This is a genomic window from Kitasatospora sp. NPDC098663, assembly GCF_044760075.1.
Lineage (GTDB): Bacteria > Actinomycetota > Actinomycetes > Streptomycetales > Streptomycetaceae > Kitasatospora.
In genome coordinates this window covers 13680-33440 of sequence record NZ_JBIWAP010000043.1, presented here as the reverse complement: position 1 = coordinate 33440, position 19761 = coordinate 13680, and the positions used below count along the sequence as shown (strand labels likewise).

At 76.8% G+C, this 19761-nt stretch carries 6 protein-coding genes; 1 reads left to right on the top strand and 5 read right to left on the bottom strand.

Features of this window, described 5'->3' with window-relative positions; translation table 11 throughout:
- The 4 genes from ACIQVZ_RS33710 to asnB are packed head-to-tail and all read right to left on the bottom strand — an operon-like array spanning position 1 to position 10881.
- Entirely contained in the window at positions 1–6498 is a 6498-nt protein-coding gene (locus ACIQVZ_RS33710) for an amino acid adenylation domain-containing protein (RefSeq protein ID WP_402455312.1), read from the bottom strand.
- Complete coding sequence (locus ACIQVZ_RS33705) at positions 6495–8261, bottom strand: non-ribosomal peptide synthetase (protein ID WP_402455310.1); 1767 nt, start codon at positions 8259–8261, stop codon at positions 6495–6497. The genes ACIQVZ_RS33710 and ACIQVZ_RS33705 overlap by 4 nt, the downstream gene beginning before the upstream one ends.
- Entirely contained in the window at positions 8258–9001 is a 744-nt protein-coding gene (locus tag ACIQVZ_RS33700; RefSeq protein ID WP_402455307.1) for an aspartate/glutamate racemase family protein, read from the bottom strand. Before ACIQVZ_RS33700 ends, ACIQVZ_RS33705 begins: the two co-directional genes overlap by 4 nt.
- On the bottom strand, positions 8998–10881 hold the full coding sequence (asnB, locus tag ACIQVZ_RS33695) for an asparagine synthase (glutamine-hydrolyzing) (RefSeq protein ID WP_402455306.1): 1884 nt from the start codon (positions 10879–10881) through the stop codon (positions 8998–9000). The genes ACIQVZ_RS33700 and asnB overlap by 4 nt, the downstream gene beginning before the upstream one ends.
- A gap of 324 nt (positions 10882–11205) precedes the next feature.
- Here asnB and ACIQVZ_RS33690 point away from each other — a divergent pair, with 324 nt between their 5' ends.
- Positions 11206–12039, top strand: coding sequence for a thioesterase II family protein (locus tag ACIQVZ_RS33690; protein ID WP_402455304.1), 834 nt, complete (start codon positions 11206–11208; stop codon positions 12037–12039).
- Between the two features lie 74 nt (positions 12040–12113).
- On the opposite strand, the gene ACIQVZ_RS33685 is transcribed toward ACIQVZ_RS33690, so the two are convergent.
- A complete protein-coding gene (locus ACIQVZ_RS33685) occupies positions 12114–19406 on the bottom strand; it encodes an amino acid adenylation domain-containing protein (RefSeq protein WP_402455302.1) in 7293 nt (2430 codons plus the stop codon).
- Positions 19407–19761 lie beyond the last annotated feature (355 nt).

Sequence of the window (19761 nt, the reverse complement as noted above, 5' to 3'; positions counted from 1 at the left end):
TCAGTCCCTCCCTGTCGGTGCGGTCCGGGTCGTCGGCCCGGCCGGTGTGTGCTGGTCGGCGGCCGGGCCCTCGGCCCGGTCCCGGGCTTCGCGGCGGGCCCTGGCGCGGGCCCGGACGGCGCTCTGGCGGCGTTCGCCGCGCGGCTCGGCGCTCTCGGCGCCGGCCCGGCCGTCCGGGGCGGCGCCCTCGGTGAGGCCGGCCGCGAACTCGGCGATGGTGGGCCGCCCGAAGATGTCCACCAGCCGGACCGGCCGCTCCAGGCGGCGGGCCAGCTCCAGCTGGAGCCGGGCGGCCAGCAGCGAGTCGCCGCCGGCCTCGAAGAAGTTGGTGTGCCGGCCGACCGGTCCGCCGCCCAGCAGCCGGCGCCAGGCGTCGGCGACGAGCTGCTCGACCCCGGCCAGTGGTGCGGCGTCGGCGGGCCGGGCGGTGGCCCCGGGCAGCGGCAGCCGGGCCCGGTCGCGCTTGTTGGTGCGCGTTCGGGGCAGCGCGTCCAGCAGCATCACGGTGTCCGGCACGACCGCCGCCGGGAGCCGTTCGGCCAGGTGCGCGCGCAGTTCGGCGCCGGTGACCCCGGGCGCCGCGACCGCGTAGCCGACCAGCCGGCGGGCCCCGCCCCGGCCGTGCGCGGCGGCGGCCGCCTCGCGGACCCCCGGGTGCAGCTCCAGCAGCGCCTCGATCTCCTCCAGCTCGATCCGGTTGCCGCGGATCTTCAGCTGGCTGCCGATCCGGCCGACGAACGCCAGCTCGCCGTCCGGGAGGCGGCGGCCCAGGTCCCCGGTGCGGTACAGCCGGCCCCCGGCCTGCCAGGGGTCGGCGACGTACGCCCGGGCGCTCTCCTCGGGCCTGCGGTGGTACGAGCCGGCCAGGAAGTCGCTGCGCAGGTGGATCTCGCCGACCACCCCGACCGGGCAGAGCCGGCCCTCGCGGTCCAGGACCACCGCCTCGCGGCCCGGGATCGGGGTGCCGATCGGCACCCCGGCCGGGAACTCCTCGCCCGGCGCCAGCTCGCGGTGCGTCGCCAGCACGCACTCGGTGGGCCCGTAGAGGTTGTGCAGCCGCGGCCGGTCGGGGCGGTGCGCCCAGGCGGCGGCCAGCGCCACCGGGAGCACCTCGCCGGCCATCAGCACGTGGGCGAGGTCCGGCAGGTGCGAGCCGGTGGCGTCCAGCGCCTCGGTGACCAGTTGGAAGAAGGCCGGGACGGTCTGGATCTGGGTGATCCGCTCGGCCCGCAGCCACCCGGCCACCGCGAGCGGGTCGCGGCGCAGCCCCTGCGGCGGCAGGCAGAGCACCGCGCCCGAGCAGAGCGCGGCGAACACCTCGGTGTACGCGGCGTCGTAGGTGAACGGGGCCCACTGGGCGATCCGGCTGTCCGGGCGGATGCCGAAGTGCTCGCGCTGCCAGTGGGCGAACTGGGCGAGCGCCGCGTGCGGCAGGGCGATGCCCTTGGGCGTGCCGGTGGAGCCGGAGGTGTAGACCAGGCAGAGCGGGTCGCCGGGGCCGGCGGGGGAGGCGGCCGGGGCGGGGCCCGCGGGCTCGTCGGCGGCCGGCACCCGCGGGTCGACGGCCTCGATCGGGATACCGGCGAAGTGCCCGTCGGCCGAACGTAGTTCGGGGTGCAGGGCGAGCGTGCTCCCGGTGGCCAGCAGGCACACCGGTCCGGCGTCGGCCAGCAGCGCGGTCAGGCGGGCGTCCGGGTCGGCCGGGTCGAGCACCGCGAAGGCGGCCCCGGTCTTGGCGACGCCGAGGATCGCGGCGCTCTGCACCGGGCCGGCGGGCAGCAGCACCGAGACGAACCGGCCGGGGGCCGCGCCGCGCTCCAGCAGCCGGGACGCGATCCGGTCGCTCCAGACGTCGAGCTGCCGGTAGCCGACCGTCACGTCCTCGGCCCGGATCGCGGGGGCGTCCGGACGGGCGGCGGCCCGGGCCCGGAACAGCTCGGACACCGGGACGGCGTGCTCGGCGCGCGCCTCGCCCGCGGGGCGGGCCGGGCGCGGGGCGGGCAGAGCGGGATCGGTGAGCTCGACGGCGTCGAGGGGGGCTTGCGGCGAGGCCAGGGCGGCGCGCAGCAGGACGTGGAAGTGCCGGGCGAAGCGGTCCGCGAACTGCGGGCCGAAGCGGTCCGCGGCGTACTCCAGGGCGCCGCCGATCCGGTCGGCGCGCTCGTCCAGGGCCAGGGTCAGGTCGTACTTGGCCGCCCCGGTGGGGATCTGGCGCAGCACGCCGGCGGCCGCGCCCAGCCGGATGTCGGCCGGCGGCGCGTCCTGGAACACCAGCGAGGCCTGGACCAGGGTCGGCCGGCCCGGCTCGCGGGGCAGGCCGAGGCCGGCCACCAGCCGGTCGAAGGCGACCAGCGGACGGCCGAGGTCGCCCGCCAGCGCCCGCCCGGTGCGGGCGGCGAGCTCGGCGAAGGACGGCGCCCCGGCCAGGTCCACGCGCACCGGCAGGGTGTTGGCCAACGAGCCGACCAGCGACTCCAGTTCGGGCCGGTCACGGTTGGCGACGGGCACGCCCACCAGCACGTCGTCGCTGCCCGCGTAGCGGCCCAGCAGCGCCGCGTACACGGCGAGCAGCAGGGTGAACGGCGTGGTGCGCAGCCGGGCGGCGCCCTCGCGCAGCGCGGCCGTCAGCTCCGGGGCGAGCGCCACCGGCAGCGTCGCGCCGGCTCCCGTCGGCCGCGTCCGGGTCGGTGCGTCGGCGGGCAGGTCGAGCACCCCGGGGTGCCCGTCGAGCCGCTTCAGCCAGTACTCCAGGTGCTCCTGGCGCAGCGTCAGGCCCGCCTCGTCGGCGCAGCCGGCCGCGTAGCCGGCGAAGTCCAGGTCGAGCGCGGGCGGCGGCTCGGCCAGTCCGAGGCGGGCGGCGTACAGCGCGGCCAGCTCGCGCACGGCCACGCCGATCGACCAGCCGTCGACGGCGAGGTGGTGCGCGGTGCACAGCAGCACCGAGCGCTCGGGGCCGGTGCGCACCAGGGTGAGCCGCAGCGGCGGCTCACCGGCCAGGTCGAAGGGGCGCACCGCCTCCGCCCGGGCCAGCTCGGGCACCTCTGCGGGCGCCGCGTCCAGGACGGCCAGGGCCGGTGCGGCGGGCGGCGCGAGGACCAGCACCGGGCCGTCCTCGCGCAGCTCGCAGCGGGCGGCGAGCACCGGGTGCCGGGCGGTCAGGTCGGCGAGCGCCCCGGTCAGGGCCGCCTCGTCCACCGGGCCGGTCAGGTCGAGCGCGGCCGGCAGGTGGTAGGCGGGCGAGTCGGGGGCCAGGCGGTGCAGCAGCCACAGCTGGCGCTGCTGGTCGGTCATCGGGACGGCGTCCGGGGCCGGCCCGGCCGTACGGGCGGCGGGCGCCGGGGCGGCGGGCCGCACCCGTGCCAGGGCGGCGGGGGTGGGGTCGGTGTAGAACTCGGCGAGCGAGGGCGCGGCGCCGAAGCGGGCCCGGACCCGGCCGAGCAGCCGGGTCGCGGCGATGGAGTTGCCCCCGGCGGCGAAGAAGTCGTCGGTGGTGCCGACCCGCTCGGACGGCAGGCCCAGGACCTCCGCCCAGAGCGCGACGGCGGCCCGCTCGGCCTCGGTGGCCGGTGCGCTGCGCCGGGCGGCGGTGAGCTCCCCGGCGCGCAGCAGCAGCGCCGGCCGGTCCACCTTGCCGCTGGTGTTGAGCGGCAGCGCGGGCAGCGGGGCGATCACCCCGGGGACGGCGGCGGCGGGCAGCCGCTCGCGCAGGTGGCGGCGCAGGCGGTCGGGCAGTTCGTCGTCCCCGGTGCGGGCGGTGACGAAGGCGACCAGCCGGGGCCCGGCGGGCTGCCCCCGGTCCACGACCACCGCCGCCTGGCGGACCTCGGGGTGGGCGGCGAGCAGGGACTCCACCTCGCCGACCTCGATGCGGTGGCCGAGGATCTTCACCTGCTGGTCGGCCCGGCCGAGCACGACGATCCGGCCGTCCGGCAGGTGGCGGGCCAGGTCGCCGGTGCGGTAGACGGTGCCGCCGGCCGGGTCGACCGGGTCGGCGACGAAGGCGGCGGCGGTCAGCTCCGGGCGGTTGCGGTACCCGGCGCTGACGCCGGCCCCGCCGATCACCAGCTCGCCGACGGCCCCGCGCGGCACCGGCCGCAGCCGCCGGTCCAGGACGTAGCAGACGGTGCCGGCCACCGGGCGCCCCACCGTGACGCCCTCGCCGGGCAGCACCCGCCCGACGGTGGACCAGATGGTCGTCTCGGTCGGCCCGTACAGGTTCCACAGCTCGGCGCAGCGCGCCAGCAGCCGATCCGCGAGGTCGGCGTCCAGGGCCTCGCCGCCGCACAGCGCCCGCAGCCCGGGCCGGCCCGCCCAGCCGCCGTCCAGCAGCCCTCGCCAGAGCGAGGGGGTGGCCTGCATGACGGTGGCGCCGCTGCGCTCCAGCAGCGCGCCCAGCGCCTCGGCGTCGCGGACGCTCTCGCGCGGGGCGACCACGACCCGGCCGCCGGCCAGCAGCGGGGCGAACAGCTCCAGGACGGAGATGTCGAAGGTGATCGAGGTGACGGCGAGCAGGGTGTCGTCGGCCCGCAGGCCCGGCTCGGCGCGGACCACGCTGTGCAGCAGGTTGGCGACGCAGCCGTGCGGCACCGCCACGCCCTTGGGCAGCCCGGTGGAGCCCGAGGTGTACATCAGGTACGCGAGGTCCTCGGGGCCGGCGCCGGGCAGCGGCTGCCCGGTCCCGGCGTCCGGGCCCTCGTCGAGCAGCGCGGCCGGGTCGGCGGCGGGCAGCCCCTCGGCGGGGTCGCCGATCAGCAGGCGGGCGCCGCTGTCGGCGAGCACGTGCTCGGCCCGCGCGGCGGGCATGGCCTCGTCCAGCGGGACGAGGACGGCTCCGGCCCGCCAGATGCCGACGATCAGCGGCACCAGCTGCGCGCCGCGCTCGACGCGCAGGGCCACCCGGTCGCCGGGCGCCACGCCGTGCCGGGCCACCAGCCGGCGGGCGACCAGGTCGGCGGCCGCGTCGGCCGCGGCCCGGTCGAACGCGTGGCCGGGTGACTCGACGGCCGGTGCGGCGCCGTTCTGCCGGGCGAGTTCGCGCAGCGCCTCGGGGACGGTGGCCCAGGCGCGCTCGGCGTCGGGCGCCCGGTTGAAGTCGACCAGGACGCGCCGGCGCCGGTCTTCGGAGAGCACCGGAAGCTCGGCCAGCGGCCGGTCCGGGTCGGCCGCGGCGGCCTCCAGCAGGCACAGCAGCGAGTCCGCGAAGTCGGCGGCCGTCTCGGGGGCGAGCAGCGCCGTGCGGTACTCCAGCGTCGCGTCCAGCGCGCCCGAGGGGCGCGGGCGCAGGAAGAAGGTCAGGTCGTACTTGGCCGTGCCGCTGTGCGAGGGCGCCGGGGCGGTGGTGACGCCGGGCAGCTCCAGGGTGGTGGTGGGGCCGCTGTGGAAGGAGTACATCAGCTGGAACAGCGGCGTGCGCCCGCCCGCGGCCCGGCCGAGCCGTTCCAGGACCAGGTCGAAGGGGGTGTCGCGGTGGCGCAGGTCGGCCTTCAGGTGCCGGCGGGTGCGGGCCAGGGCCTGCCGGAAGCTCGGCTCGCCGCCGAGGTCGCTGCGGTGGGCGACGAGGTTGAGCAGCGGTCCGACGACGCCGGCCAGCGCGGTGCGGCCGCGGGTCGCCACCGGCATGCCGACCACCAGGTCGTCCTGGCCCGTCCAGCGGGCGGCGGTGGCGCAGAAGGCGGTGAGCAGCACGGTGGACAGGCTGGCCAGTTCGCCCCGGCCGAAGGCGCTGAGCCGGGCCGCCAGTTCGGCGGGGACGGTGAAGTGGTGCAGCGCGCCGGCCGCCGGGTCGCCGCCGGGGCCGACGTCGGACGGCAGGTCGGCGGTGGGCAGTTCGCCGCCCAGCCGGGTCTGCCAGTGGTCGATTCCGCCGGCGTGGCTGGTGTCGCTGTCGTCACCGCGCTGCCAGGCGGCGAAGTCGCCGAAGTCGGGTCCGTCGGCCGGTGCCTGGGCCTGGGTTGGGCCCGGGCCAGGGGCCTCGCCGCCGAGTTCGGCGGCGTAGCAGGCGGCCAGCGACTCCAGGAAGACGCCGAAGCCCCAGGCGTCGACCACGATGTGGTGGGCGGTGAACAGCAGCAGCGAGCGGCCCCCGCCCAGCAGGAACAGCTGGGTGCGCATCAGAGGGGGCCGGGCCAGGTCGAAGGGCACGGCCACGGCGCGGGCGGTGAGCTCGGCGAGCCGGCCCGCGCGCTCGCCCTCGGGGACGCCGGTCAGGTCGACGGTCTCGACGGCGGGGCGGACCTGGTCGGCGAACAGCTGCCACGGCTCGCCCGCCCCGTCGGCGGCGACGGCGCAGCGCACCACCTCGTGCCGCCGGGCGACGGTGGCCAGCGCCCGTTCCAGGGCGGCCACGTCCAGCGGGCCGCTGACGTGGAAGGCGGCGCTCTCGTTGTGCAGGGCGGTGCCGGGCAGCACCTGCTCGGCCCGCCAGATGGAGCGCTGGGCGTAGGACAGCGGCGCGCGGGCGCGGTCGCCGCGCAGCGGCAGCGAGGTGTCGCGGCTCATCGGCGGCCGCCCTCCGGCGAGGCGTCCGCGCGGCCGGCGGCGACGGCCGCGGCCAGCCCGGCGACGGTCGGGTCGCCGACGTACACCCGCAGCGGCACCTCGACGCCGAAGCGGGTGCGCAGCCCGTCCAGCAGGCGGGCGATGCCCAGCGAGTCCCCGCCGAGCAGGGCGAAGTCGTCGTGCCGGCCGACGGCGGGCACGTGCAGCAGCTCGCGCCACAGCTCGGCGATGCCGGCCTCCAGGCCGTCCAGCGGCTGTTCGCCGGTGCGCCCGGCCAGGGCGGCGGCCGGGCTGGGCAGTGCCCGCCGGTCGGCCTTGCCGCTGAGGGTGCGCGGGATCGCGGCGAGCCGCAGGTACAGGGCGGGGCGGGCGGCGGCGGGCAGGCCCTCGGCGGCGTGCGCGCGCAGTTCCTCGTCGGTGGCGCCGTCGGCGACCAGGTAGGCGCAGAGCACCGGTTCGCCGTCGGCCTCCTCGACCAGGGCGGCGCAGACGTCCGCCACCGCGGGGTGGCGGCGCAGCAGGTCCTCGATCTCGCCGAGTTCGACCCGGGCGCCGTTCACCTTGACCTGCTGGTCGCGGCGGCCCAGGACCTCCAGGGTGCCGTCGGCGCCGAGGCGGCCGATGTCGCCGGTGCGGTACCGGTCCGGTGCGACGAAGCCGCCGGCCGCGTCGCCCAGGTAGCCGCGCAGCGGGAACGGGGTGCGGATCTCGATCTCGCCGATCGCGTCCACCACCGGGCGTCCGCCGAACAGCACCCCGATCTCGACCCCGGGCATCGGCCGGCCGGCGGGGACGGTCTCGGCCTCGGCGTCCTCGGCGGTGAGCCGGCGGAAGACCTTGGTCATGGTGGTCTCGGACGGCCCGTAGAGGTTGACCAGCTCCTTGCCGTCCCCGAACAGGGCCCGCCACCAGGCGATGTCGGCGGGGCGGACGGGCTCCCCGGCCATCAGGACGCTGCGCAGCCGCGGCAGGGAGCCGGCGGCCAGCCCGGCGGCGCGCAGGGTGCGGAACACGGTGGGCACGCAGTGCAGCAGGTCGACCTGCTGCTCGGTCAGCCAGCGGGCCAGGGCCGCGCCGACGGGGATGGCGCCGGGCGCCGGGAGCACGGCGGTGCCGCCGGCGCACAGCGGGACGAGGGCGTCGCGCAGGAAGGCGTCGAAGCCGGGGGAGGTGAGCATGGAGATCCGGGTGCCCGGGGCGATGCCGAACTCGGCGATCTCCCAGTCCAGGAAGTGCGCGACCGCCTCGAAGCTGCCCCGGATGCCCTTGGGGCGGCCGGTGGTGCCCGAGGTGAAGTAGACGTAGCCGGCGTCGGGGCCGCTGATGCCGGTCCAGTCGTCGGCCGCCCAGGGCAGCGGGGTGATCGACTCGGCGGCGAGCAGCGGCAGTTCGCCCTGTCCGGCGACGGCCAGGTGCTGCCCGGCGGCGGCCAGCGCGGAGCGGCCGGCGGCGTCGGCGAGCACGGTGCCCGGCCGGAGGTCCTCCAGCAGGGCCGTCCAGCGGGCGGCGGGCTGGCGGGTGTCCACCGGGGCGAACGGGCGGCCGGTGGCGGCGCAGGCGAGGATCGCCGCGACCACCGGGACGGGGTCCGCGCAGGCGACCAGGACCGGGCCGGTGCCGGTGGCGAGGCGGTCGCGCAGGCCGGCGGCCAGCCCGGCCAGTTCCTGGTGGCTCCAGACCCGCTCGGCGGTGGCGAGGGCGGGGGCGGCGGCTCGGCGCTCGACCTGGTCGGCCCAGCGGTCGAGGATGCTCGTGTGGCTCACAACTCTCCGTTCATGATCCGGTGGGCCACGACCGTCAGCGGGTCGAGGGAGGGCAAGGCCTCGCTCAGACCGGCGTCCTCGATCGCCCTGGTGACCAGGTGCAGCTCGGTGCAGGCGGCGACGAAGGCCCGCACGCCGTAGCGGGGCAGGGTCTCGCGCAGGAAGTCGATGGCGCGGGCCGGGTCCTCGCCGCGCTTGAGGCGGTGGATCTCCCGGTGCAGCGCCTCCTGGTCCGGCGGGCGCAGCGCCACCAGCTGCCGGGCGGCCCGGGCCCCGGCGGCGCCCGAGGTGAGGATGCCGGCCCGGGCGGTGCCGGAGGAGCAGAGCAGCAGGTGCGGTTCGCCGGCCGCGGCCAGTTCCCCGTGCACCACGTCGACCAGCGAGACGCAGCGCGCCGCGAGGTCGGCCGGCAGGTCGCCGAGCACGTGGTGGGCGGTGATGCAGGCGATCACCACACGTTCCGCGCCGGCGGCCAGCAGGCCGCGCAGCGAGGACTCCACGGCGCGGCGCAGCTCGTCGAGTTCGCCGCTGCCGATGGCCTCGGTGCGGTCCACCACGGCGGGGTCGGACCAGAGCAGCACCCGGGGAGTGTCCTGCTCGGGGTGGAGCCGGCAGGCCCGGTAGACGGTGCGCAGCAGTTCGACGGAGGCCAGCGGGCCCATGCCGCCGACCACCCCGACCAGCGGGTGGTGCGGGCGGGTGCCGGGGCCGGCGATCGGCCCGGCGGCTGTGGCGGTCATCCCAGGCACGGCAGATCGAACTCCTCGACGAAGAGGGCGAAGGTCGCGACGAGCATCAGGTAGTCGGTGTCCAGGTGGGCGTGCACCTGCTGGCCGTCGCCGCGCTGACGCCGCGTCAGGGCGGCCACGGTGTCCGGGTTGAAGTAGCCCTGGCGGCGGACGGTCGCGGGGGAGACCAGCTCCTCGAACCAGTCGGCGCCGGTGCTCAGCAGGTGGCTGCTGGTCTGGCCGCGGAAGCCGTACTTCTGCCGGCTGAGCACCTCGCCGGGCACCAGGCCCTCGGCCGCCCGGCGCAGCACGGCCTTCTCCCGGCCGTGGGCGAGCATCAACTCCGGTGGCAGCGTGGTGGCGTGGTCGACCACCGCGTTCGCCAGGAACGGGAAGCGCAGCTCGACGCCGTTGGCCAGGGCCATCCGGTCGCCGTGGTCGCCGAGCAGGTGGTCGGCGAGCCGCAGGTGGTAGTCGAGGTAGGAGCGCTGGTGCAGCGGGTGGCGCCCGGCCAGCCGCCCGGGGTCGACCAGGCGCTGGTTGGTGACGGAGAACTCGTCCAGCCCGTAGGCCAGGTCCTCGGCGTACAGCTCGCGGCGGAACTCCTGGGCGGGCAGCTGGTCCTGCTCGTAGCCGAGGTCGACGCCCCACATCCGTTCGCGGATCTCCCGCTCCAGCCGGGCGTCCAGGCCGGTGAGCCGGCTGCCGCCGAGCCCGGTGGCGTCGAAGCGGTAGCCGGGGTAGCCGCCGAACAGCTCGTCGGCGCCCTCGCCGCTGAGCGCGCCGACCGTCCCGGCGGCGCGGACGGCCTCGGACAGCGCCAGCGAGCAGACGTTGTACGACTCGCGCACGGGTGCCTCGGCGTGGCGCACCATCGCGGTGATCCGCTCGGCCACCTCGTGCTCGCCGACCGGGACTTCGTGGTGCTCGGTGCCCAGCTTGGCGGCGACCAGCCGCTGGTGCGGGCCCTCGTCGAAGTCGCGGCCGGGGAAGGTGACGGAGAAGCTGGGCCAGGCGTGGCCGGGCCGGGCCCGGGCCATCAGCGCGCCGATCAGGCTGGAGTCGAGGCCGCCGCTGAGGTACATGCCGATCGGCACGTCCGCGAGCAGCCGGCTGCGCACGGCCCCGTCGAGCAGTTCGGCGGTGCGGTGGGCGTACCGCTCCAGCTCCCGGTCCAGGGCCTCGGGGGCCACCGGGTCGAGGTCGGCGGCGAGCGGGAAGTCGAGGTCCCAGTACCGTTCGGTGCGCACGCCGGAGCGGTCGGCGATCAGCCGCTCGCCGGGGCGCAGGGCGCTGATGCCCTCGAACATGGTGCGCGGGCTGACCAGTCCGGGCAGTGTCAGCACCTGGTCGAGGCCGCGCAGGTCGACCCGGGCGCTGACGGCGGGGTGGCGCAGGATCGCCTTGATCTCGGAGGCGAAGATCAGCTGGCCGTCGGCGACGGTGTAGAAGAGCGGGACGATGCCGGCCCGGTCGCGGGCGAGCAGCAGCCGCTGCGCGCCGGCGTCGTGCAGCGCGAAGCCGAACTGGCCGTCCAGGTGGGCCGTCAGGTCCTCGCCGTACTCGCGGTACAGGTGGACCAGCACCTCGGTGTCGTTCTCGGTGCGGAACCGGTGGCCGCGGCGGCTCAGCGCGGTGCGCAGCTCGCGGTGGTTGTAGATCTCGCCGTTGCAGACCGAGACCAGGGTGCCGTCCTCGGTGCGGTGCGGCTGGTTGCCGCCGGCGAGGTCGTTCAGGGCCAGTCGGCGAAAGCCCAGGCACAGGCCGTCCGTGGCGTAGTGGCCGTCGTCGTCGGGGCCGCGGTGCACCAGGCACGCCGTCATCTCCCGGACCACGGCGGCATCGGCCGGGCGACCGCCGCCCAGGACGAATACGCCGGTTATTCCGCACATTCTGTCCGCCCTCTCCCGTCGTGCGTTCGGAACTCGTCGTCGGAACTCGTCGTCGGAACTCGCCGATCGAAATACTCTGGAAATATCCGAAAGAAACCCGGACGAGGAGCACCGTAACAGAGCTCGGTGTTCCGGGAAAGACTCAAGATCCTTATGCGCCAACCGACTATTTCAGGGCACAACTGAGCTGCGGCATCGCCCGGTTGGATCTTCTCGGGGCATGCCGGAATGCGGGCTGGACCAACCCGTGAATTACCGCATAAAGTCGTGCGGGAGGCCTGTTCAGGCTTCGCGTAATTGACTGGGGAAGAAAAAGGAGCAGCGATGACCGGTTCGTCCGCCGTACAGCACGACGAGGTGGCCCGATGGACGCCGTGGCACCGGGACGCCGCGCCGAACGGGCGGTCCGGGCCCGTACGCGTCTACTGCCTGCCGCACGCCGGCGGCTCCGCGAGCGCCTACCTGCCGTGGGCCCGGTCCGGCGAGCAGCCGGGCCTGACGATCGTTCCGGTGGAACTGGCGGGCCGGGGCACCCGCCTCGCCGAGCAGCCGTCGGCCGTCATGGACGAGGTGGTCGACGGCCTGCTCGCCCTGCTGGCGAGCCGCCCGGCGGACGAACCGTTCATCCTCTTCGGCCACAGCATGGGCGCCCGGATCGCCTACGAGACGACCCGCCGGCTCGCCGCCGAGGCGCGGCCGTTGCCGCTGTCCCTCGTGGTCTCCGGCGGCCGGGCCCCCGGCACGCCGGACGTCACCCGGCTGCACGGACTCACCGACGACGAGCTCCTGGAGCGCATCGTCGGCCTCGGCGGGACCCCGGCCGAGGTGCTGGAGTTCGCCGACCTGATGCAGATGATCCTGCCGGTGCTCCGGGCGGACGTCACCCTGCTGGGCGAGTACAACGACCGGATCCGGCCGACCGTGCTGCCCTGCCCGGTGCTGGCGCTCGGCGGCGCCGACGACCTGATGGCCGGACCGGAGTGGATCACCGGCTGGCGGGCCACCACGGCGGCCGGCTTCCGCCACCGCATCCTGCCGGGCGACCACTTCTTCCTGCACCAGCGGCGGGCCGAGGTGCTCGCGGAGCTCGCGGCGCAGGCCCGGGCGTGCCTGGACACCGCGGACGGCCCCCAGGAGGGCCGGGCGCCGGGCGCCTGACCCCGGCCGCCCGGTTCCGTACGACGGGGCCGGGCGGCGGGTGGCGGTCCGTCCGGAACGCTCCGGACGGACCGTCATCGCCGGCCCTCGTCGGCCCGTCGCAGGACGGCGGCGACGACCCGGGCGATCTCGTCGATCGGCCCGGCGTCGGCGAGGTCCAGGTGCCGGGCGGCAAGCGGGTGGTCGGCCACCGGCCCGGTGGCGTGGGCCGACCAGACGGCCACCGTCTGCTGCGGCCGGTGGTCGCCGGTCGCGGTGAAGGTGGTCAGCGGCGCGTCCAGCACCCCCGGCGTCCACGCCGCCATCAGCCCGGCGTGGTAGCGGCAGGAGTCGAGGAACACCGCCAGCTCGTCCTCGTCGCGCGGCGCGGCCTCGTGCAGCGCCACGGCCAGCCGGTCGAGCAGCTCCGAGGGCTTGGGCCGCCACTGCTGCGCCAGGACGGCCGCCACCTCGGCGGCGGGCGCGCCCGTCGCCGTCAGCACCTCGGCCAGCACGGCGGTGTCGGTGACCTCCCCGGCGTCCGGCGGCGCCGGATGGCTGTCCAGCAGCGCGACCAGGTCGACCTGCTCGCCCTGCTCGCGCAGCAGCACGCCGATCTGGTGCGCGACCAGTCCGCCGAAGGACCAGCCGAGCACCCGGTAGGGGCCGTGCGGCTGGACGGCGCGCATCCGCGCCAGGTACTCCCGCGCCAGGCCGTCCAGGTCGGCCGGCCGCTCCCCGCCGCCGACCGGGCCGACGCCCTGGAAGGCGTAGACCGGCTGGTCCGGGTCGAGCCCGCGCAGCAGGCCGATGAAGCCGAGGCCGTCGCCCGTCACCGGGTGGACGCAGAACAGCGGTGCCCGGCCGCCCGCGGCCCGCAGCGCCAGCAGCGGTTCGAAGGGGGCGTCGGCGCGCCCGGGCGGCTGCCCGGTCAGCCGCTGCGCCAGCGCGGCCGGGGTCGGCGCCTCGAACAGCGCCTTCACGGGCAGGTCGACGCCGAACTCCGCGTGGATGCGCTCGACCAGCCGGATCAGCAGCAGCGAGTGGCCGCCGAGCAGGAAGAAGTCGTCCTCCGGGCCGACCGCGGGCACGCCCAGCAGCTCGGCGAAGACCGCGACCAGCGTGCGTTCGGCCGGCGTGCGCGGCTCCCGGGCCCGGCTCTCGACGTGGGTCTGCGGCTCGGGCAGCGCCCGGCGGTCCAGCTTGCCGTTGGCCGTCACCGGCAGCGCGCCGAGCAGCACGTAGGCGGTGGGCACCATGAACTCGGGCAGGTGGCCGCGGAGCCGGGCGCGCAGCGCGGCGGCCGTGGGAGGCTGCGCGGCGCCGTCCGGCACCACGTAGGCGACCAGCCGGGCGGTGCCGGCCCGGTCCTCGCGCACGGTGACGGCGCAGGCCGTCACCGCCGGGTGCTCGCCGAGCCGGGTCTCGATCTCGCCGAGCTCGATCCGGTGGCCGCGCAGCTTCACCTGGCTGTCCACCCGGCCCAGGTACTCCACCACGCCGTCGGGGCGGTGGCGGGCCAGGTCGCCCGTGCGGTACATCCGGGTGCCCGGCGCGCCGTGCGGGTCCGCGACGAAGCGCTCGGCGGTGAGCGCCGAGCGGCCGAGGTAGCCGTACGCGAGCTGCTCGCCGGTCAGGTAGAGCTCGCCCGGCACGCCCGGCGGGACGGGGTTGAGGGCGGTGTCCAGGACGTAGCCGCCGGAGTTCCAGACCGGCCGCCCGATCGGCACCGGGTGCGCCTGCTCGTCCGCCGGGCCGCACTCCCAGGCCGTCACCTCCACGGCGGCCTCGGTGGGCCCGTAGAGGTTGTCCAGCCGGGCGCCCGGGAGCACCTGCCGGAACCGGCGCACGGTGGCCGCGGGCAGCGCCTCGCCGCTGGCCACCACCAGGCGCAGCCCGGTGCACTCGGCGGCCCGCGGGTGCTGGAGGAAGACGTCCAGCATGGACGGCACGAACTGGGCGACGCTCACGCCCTCGCGCTGGATCAGCTCCGCCAGGTAGGCCGGGTCGCGGTGCCCGTCGGGCTTCGCCAGCACCAGGGTGGCGCCGGTGATCAGCGGCCAGAAGAACTCCCACAGCGAGATGTCGAAGCTGGCCGAGGTCTTCTGCAGCACGCCGTCCCGGGCGCCGAGCCGGTACTCCTCCTGGCCCCAGCGCAGCCGGTTGGCGATGGCGTGGTGCGGGACGAGCACGCCCTTCGGCCGCCCGGTCGAGCCCGAGGTGTAGATCACGTAGGCCGGGTCGCCGGGGCCGGGGGCGGTCGGCGTGACGCCCTCGGGTGCCGGCAGGTCCTCCGGTGACAGGCACGGTACGCCCTCGGCGGGGCGCAGCGCGGCGGCCTGCTCCGGGGCGGCGATCACCGCGGCCGGGCGGGCGTCCGCCAGCATGTACGCGAGCCGGTCGGCCGGGTAGTCCGGGTCCAGCGGCAGGTAGGCACCGCCGGCGCGGTGGACGGCGCACAGCGCCACCACGAGCTCCACCGAGCGGGGCACGGCCACCGCGACCCGGCTGCCCGGGCGGACGCCGACCGCGGCGAGCCGGCGGGCCAGCGCGTCGATCCGGCGGTCCAGCTCGGCCGGGCCGAGTTCCCGGCCCTCGAACACCAGGGCGGGGGTGTCGGACGGCGCGGCGAGCCCTGCCGACACCAGGGCGGCCAGCGTGGTCGGCGCCAGTTCCCGCCGCTCGCCGGCGGAGCGCTCCAGCAGCCGCGGCCGCTCGCCCTCGGCGGACAGTTCGAGCCGGGAGATCGGCCGCTCGGGATCGGCCGCGGCCGCGCCGAGCAGCCGCGTCAGGCAGCCGGCGATCGCCTCGACCGTGGCCCGGTCGAACAGGTCGGCGCGGTACTCGACGGCGCCGGTCAGCTCGTCGTCCGGGCCGGCGGGCGTGCCCAGGGTGACGGTGAGGTCGAACTTGGCCGGCGCCGGGCCGGCGGTGAGCAGCTCGCTGTCGAGGCCGGGGATCTCCACGGCGGCGCCCGCCTGCTCCATCACCAGGGCGACCTGGAAGAGCGGGTGGCGGCCGGGGGAGCGCTCCGGGTTGACCAGCTCGACGATCCGCTCGAACGGCAGGTCCTGGTGGGCGTAGGCGGCGAGGTCGGCGTCCTTGACGCGGCGCAGCAGTTCCCGGAAGCCCGGGTCCCCGCCGGTGTCGGTGCGCAGCACCAGCGTGTTGACGAAGAAGCCGACCAGGTCGTCCAGGGCCTCGTCGGTGCGCCCGGCGATCGGGGTGCCGATCGGCAGGTCGGTGCCCGCGCCGAGGCGGGTGAGCAGCGCGGCCAGACCGGCCTGGACGGCCATGAAGAGGCTGGCGCCGTCGGCCCGGGCGAGCTCCGCCAGGGCGCGGTGGTCCGCGCCGCTCAGCCGCAGCGGCACCCGGCCGGCCTCCTGGCCGGTCCCGGCGGTGCGCCGTCGGTCCACCGGCAGCGCGATCTCCTCGGGCAGGCCGGCCAGCGCCCCGCTCCAGTACTGCCACTGCCGGGCGGCGGTGCTGCCCGGGTCCTCGTCGTCCCCGAGCAGCGCGAGCTGCCACTGGGTGTAGTCGGCGTACTGGACGGGCAGGGCGCTCCACTCGGGGGCCCGGCCGGCCGTGCGGGCCTGGTAGGCGGCGCCCAGGTCGCGGGCGAGCGGGCCCATCGACCAGCCGTCGCAGGCGATGTGGTGGACCGTCAGCAGCAGGACGTGCCGCTCGGGGGCGAGGGTGAGGAGGTGGGCGCGCAGCGGCGGCTCCGACGCGAGGTCGAAGGGCTGGGCGGCGGCGGTGCGCAGGGCCTCGGCCAGGCCCTCCTCGGTCACCGTGGCGGTGCCGGAGTGCCGCAGCAGCGGCGGGAGTTGCTCCGGGGCGAGGATCCGCTGGCGGGGGGCCGCGTGCTCGCCGCGGGGGAGCGGGAAGACGGTGCGCAGGGCCTCGTGGCGTACGGCGCAGTCGTGCAGCGCGGCGGCGAGGGCGTCCCGGTCCAGGGCGCCGGTCAGGCGCAGGGCCAGCGGGATGTGGTACGCGTCGCTGTGCGGGTCCAGCTGCTGGAGGAACCAGAGCCGGCGCTGGGCGTGCGAGAGCGGGATCCGCTCGGGGCGGGCGGCGGCGGTCAGCGCCGGGCGACATCGCCCGGCGTCCACCGCGCGGGCGAGCCCGGCGGCCGTCGGGCTCTCGAAGACCGCCCGGATGGGCAGTTCGGCCCCCAGGGCGGTGCGCACCCGGCTGACCAGCCGGGTGGCGAGCAGGGAGTGGCCGCCGAGCGCGAAGAAGTCGTCGTCGGGGCCGACCTCGGCCACGCCGAGGACCTCGGCGAGCAGCGCGCACAGCGCGGCCTCGCGGGCGTCCCGGGGGGCCCGGGAGCGGCCGGTGGCGGCCCGCAGCTCGGGCTCGGGCAGAGCGGAACCGTCCAGCTTCCCGCTGGAGTTGAGCGGAAGCCGGGCCAGGACGGCGTAGGCCGCCGGGATCATGTAGTCGGGCAGCTGCCCGGCCAGCAGCTCGCGCACCTCGGCGAGGTCGGGGGCGTTCCCGTCCTCGGTCACCAGGTAGGCGGCGAGGTGGCGCTCCTCGGCGCCGGCGCCCCGGGCCAGAACGGCGGCCTGCACGATCGCGGGGTGGCGCAGCAGCACCGCCTCGATCTCGCCGGGCTCGATCCGGAAGCCGCGGATCTTGATCTGCCCGTCGGCCCGGCCGAGGTACTCCACCTGGCCGTCGCGGCGCATCCGGGCGAGGTCCCCGGTGCGGTACATCCGGGCGCCGGGCGGGCCGTACGGGTCGGCGACGAAGCGCTCGGCGGTCAGCGCGGGGCGGCGCAGGTAGCCGCGGGCCAGGTGCGGCCCGGACAGGTAGAGCTCGCCGGGCACGCCGAGCGGGACGGGGCGCAGCAGGTCGTCCAGCAGGTACGCCCGGGTGTTGTCGAGCGGGCGGCCGATGACGGGGGTGCGGCTGTCCGCCAGGGAGCAGGCGAGCGCGTCGACGGTGCACTCGGTCGGGCCGTAGTAGTTGAACACCGCGACGTCCGGCAGGGCGGAGAGTTCGGTCCACAGCGCCGGCCCGACGGCCTCGCCGCCCAGCATCAGCACGGCCGGGCGGTGGTGGCCCTCGGCGAACAGGCCGGCGGCGGTGAGCGCCGGGACGTACGTCGGGGTGAGGTCCAGGAAGTCGAGGCGCTCCCGGCGGACGTAGCCGACCAGGGCCTGCGGGTCGAGCCGGACCTCGTCGCTCAGCAGGTGCAGCGGGTGGCCCTCCAGCAGCCAGAACAGCGGCTCCCAGGCGGTGTCGAAGGTGATCGAGGCGACCAGGCCGAGCTGGAGGCGCCGGCCCTGCGGGCCGCCGGACGGGCGGACCATGCGGGTGCGGTGGTGGTGCATCAGGCTGCTGAGGCCGCCGTGCGGGATCACCACGCCCTTGGGCACCCCGGTCGAGCCGGAGGTGTGGATGACGTAGGCCGGGTCGTCCGGGCCGGTGGGGCCGGTGCGGTCGGCGTCCGTCAGGTTCCCGCCGGGGTGGGCGGCGACGGCGGCCCGCGCCCCGGGCTCGTCCAGCACCAGGACGGGCGCGCCGTCCGGCAGCCGGCCGGCGCCGGCGGCCGTGGCGAGCACGCAGACCGGGGCGGCGTCGGCGAGGACGCCGGCCAGCCGCTCGCGCGGCATGGCGGGGCTGACCGGTACGTAGGCGGCGCCCGACTTGAGGACGGCGAGCAGCGCGATCAGCAGGTCGGTGGTGCGCGGCAGCGCCAGGACGACGTAGCGCTCGGGGCCGGCGCCGCGCCGCACGAGCTCCCGGGCGAGCCGGTTGGCGCGCTCGTTGACCTCGGCGAAGGTGAACCGGCCGTCCTCGGCGACGAGGGCCGTGACCTCGCCCTCCAGGGCGGCGCGCTCCTCGAAGGCGCCGTGGTACGTCACGGCGGGGGCGTCGTGGCGGGTCGCGGTGAGGGCGCCGTCGTGCGTCGTCGTGGCGGCACCGTCGTGCGGCACCGCGGGTGCGTCGTGGTGCGGCACCGCGGGGAAGGGCAGGGCGGGCCCGTGGGCGCGCTCGAACAGGTCGAGCCGCTCCTCGGCGCCGAGCAGGTCGTACCCGCCGATCCGCTGGTCCGGGTCGGCGGCGGCCGCGGCGAGCAGCCGGCCGAGCCGGGCGGTCAGGGCCTCGGCGCCCGCGCGGGTGAACAGGTCGGTGCTGTACTCGACGAAGCAGCCGAGCCCGGCCGGGGCGCCGTCGGCGTCGTGCACCTCGCGCATGTTGAAGGACAGGTCGAACTTGGCTCCGCCCGGGCCCGCCTCGGTGATCTCGGTCTCGATGCCGGGCAGCGCGAGGGAGGCCTCGGGGGTGTTCTGGAAGGCCAGCATCACCTGGAACAGCGGGTGCCAGCCCAGCGAGCGGTGCGGGTTGAGCGCGGTGATCAGCCGCTCGAACGGGAACTCCTGGTGGGCGAAGCCCTGGAGGTCGGTGCGGCGCACCCGCTTGAGCAGCTCGCGGAAGGTCGGGTCACCGGAGGTGTCCAGGCGCAGGACCAGCGGGTTGACGAAGTAGCCGACCACGTCGTCGTAGCGCTCGTCGGTGCGGCCCGCGATCGGGCTGGCGATCGGGATGTCCGTACCGGCCCCCGACCGGGTCAGCACCGTCGCCAGCGCCGCCTGGAGCACCATGAACATGCTGACCCGGCAGGAGCGGGACAGCGCCAGCAGCTCGCGGTGCAGCTCGGCCGGGAGGTCCCACGGGAAGTACTCGCCCCGGTGCGACATCGCGGCGGGGCGGGGGTGGTCGGTGGGCAGCTCCAGGAAGTCCGGCAGTCCCGCCAACGCCTGGCGCCAGTAGGCGAGCTGGCGCCCGCCCTGGCCCTGCGGGTCGTCCAGGTCGCCGAGGTTCGCGTGCTGGCGCACGGCGTACTCGGCGTACGTGCCGGGCAGCGGGGACCAGACGGGCGCCCGGCCCTGGCTGCGGGCCAGGTAGGCGGTGCTCAGGTCGCGGGCCAGCGGGGCCAGCGACCAGCCGTCGCCGGCGATGTGGTGCAGCACCATGAGCACCACGTGCTGCCGCGGGCCGAGCACGAACAGGTGCACCCGCAGCGGGGCCTCGGCCTCCAGGTCGAAGACGTGCCCGGCCCCGGCCTCGATCAGGGCGGGCAGCTCCTCCTCGGTGACGGGCACCACGGTGAGGACCGGCGGCAACTCGGCCATCGCCAGCACGTGCTGGCGCGGCACGCCGTCGCGCTCGGGGAAGACGGTGCGCAGGGCCGCGTGCCGCTCCACCACGTCGGCGAGGGCGGAGCGCAGCGCCTCGTGGTCGACCGGGCCGGTCAGCCGCAGCGCCACCGGGACGTTGTACGAGGCGTCGCCGCCTTGGAGGCGGTCGTTGAACCAGAGCGCCAACTGCGCGTACGACAGCGGTGTCTCCGCGGGCAGGCTGTGTTCGCCCAGCACGGGGCATCCCTCCAGGTGGAACCGCCCCGCCGGCCGGGTGGGTCGGGCGGGCCGGACGGTGGTTTCCGGTGGCTCTTGGCCGTTGTGGGCCCCGGCCATGGTGAGTTGCGGGCACGGTGAGTCGCGGGGCGGCGTGGGCCCCGGGGCCGTCGGGGGCCGCGGCCGTGGTGAGTTCAGGCCGCGGTGCGCCCCGCCGTTGTGATGAGCGGGCCGTGGTGATGTGCAGGCCGCGGTGATGAGCGGGCCGTGGTGAAGTGCAGGCCGTGGTGAGTCGCGGGCCGCCGGGGGCCCCGGGGGTCCTTGTGGGCTCCGGGGCCGTGGGGCCCGCCGACGTCCCTCGGCGGCGGGACTACCG

What these genes read in the sequence shown, in the direction of transcription:
- ACIQVZ_RS33710 (WP_402455312.1), bottom strand. Translation starts at nt 6,498, where the DNA reads ATGAGCCGCGACACCTCGCTGCCGCTGCGCGGCGACCGCGCCCGCGCG.
- ACIQVZ_RS33700 (WP_402455307.1), bottom strand. Translation starts at nt 9,001, where the DNA reads ATGACCGCCACAGCCGCCGGGCCGATCGCCGGCCCCGGCACCCGCCCG.
- asnB (WP_402455306.1), bottom strand. Translation starts at nt 10,881, where the DNA reads ATGTGCGGAATAACCGGCGTATTCGTCCTGGGCGGCGGTCGCCCGGCC.
- ACIQVZ_RS33690 (WP_402455304.1), top strand. Translation starts at nt 11,206, where the DNA reads ATGACCGGTTCGTCCGCCGTACAGCACGACGAGGTGGCCCGATGGACG.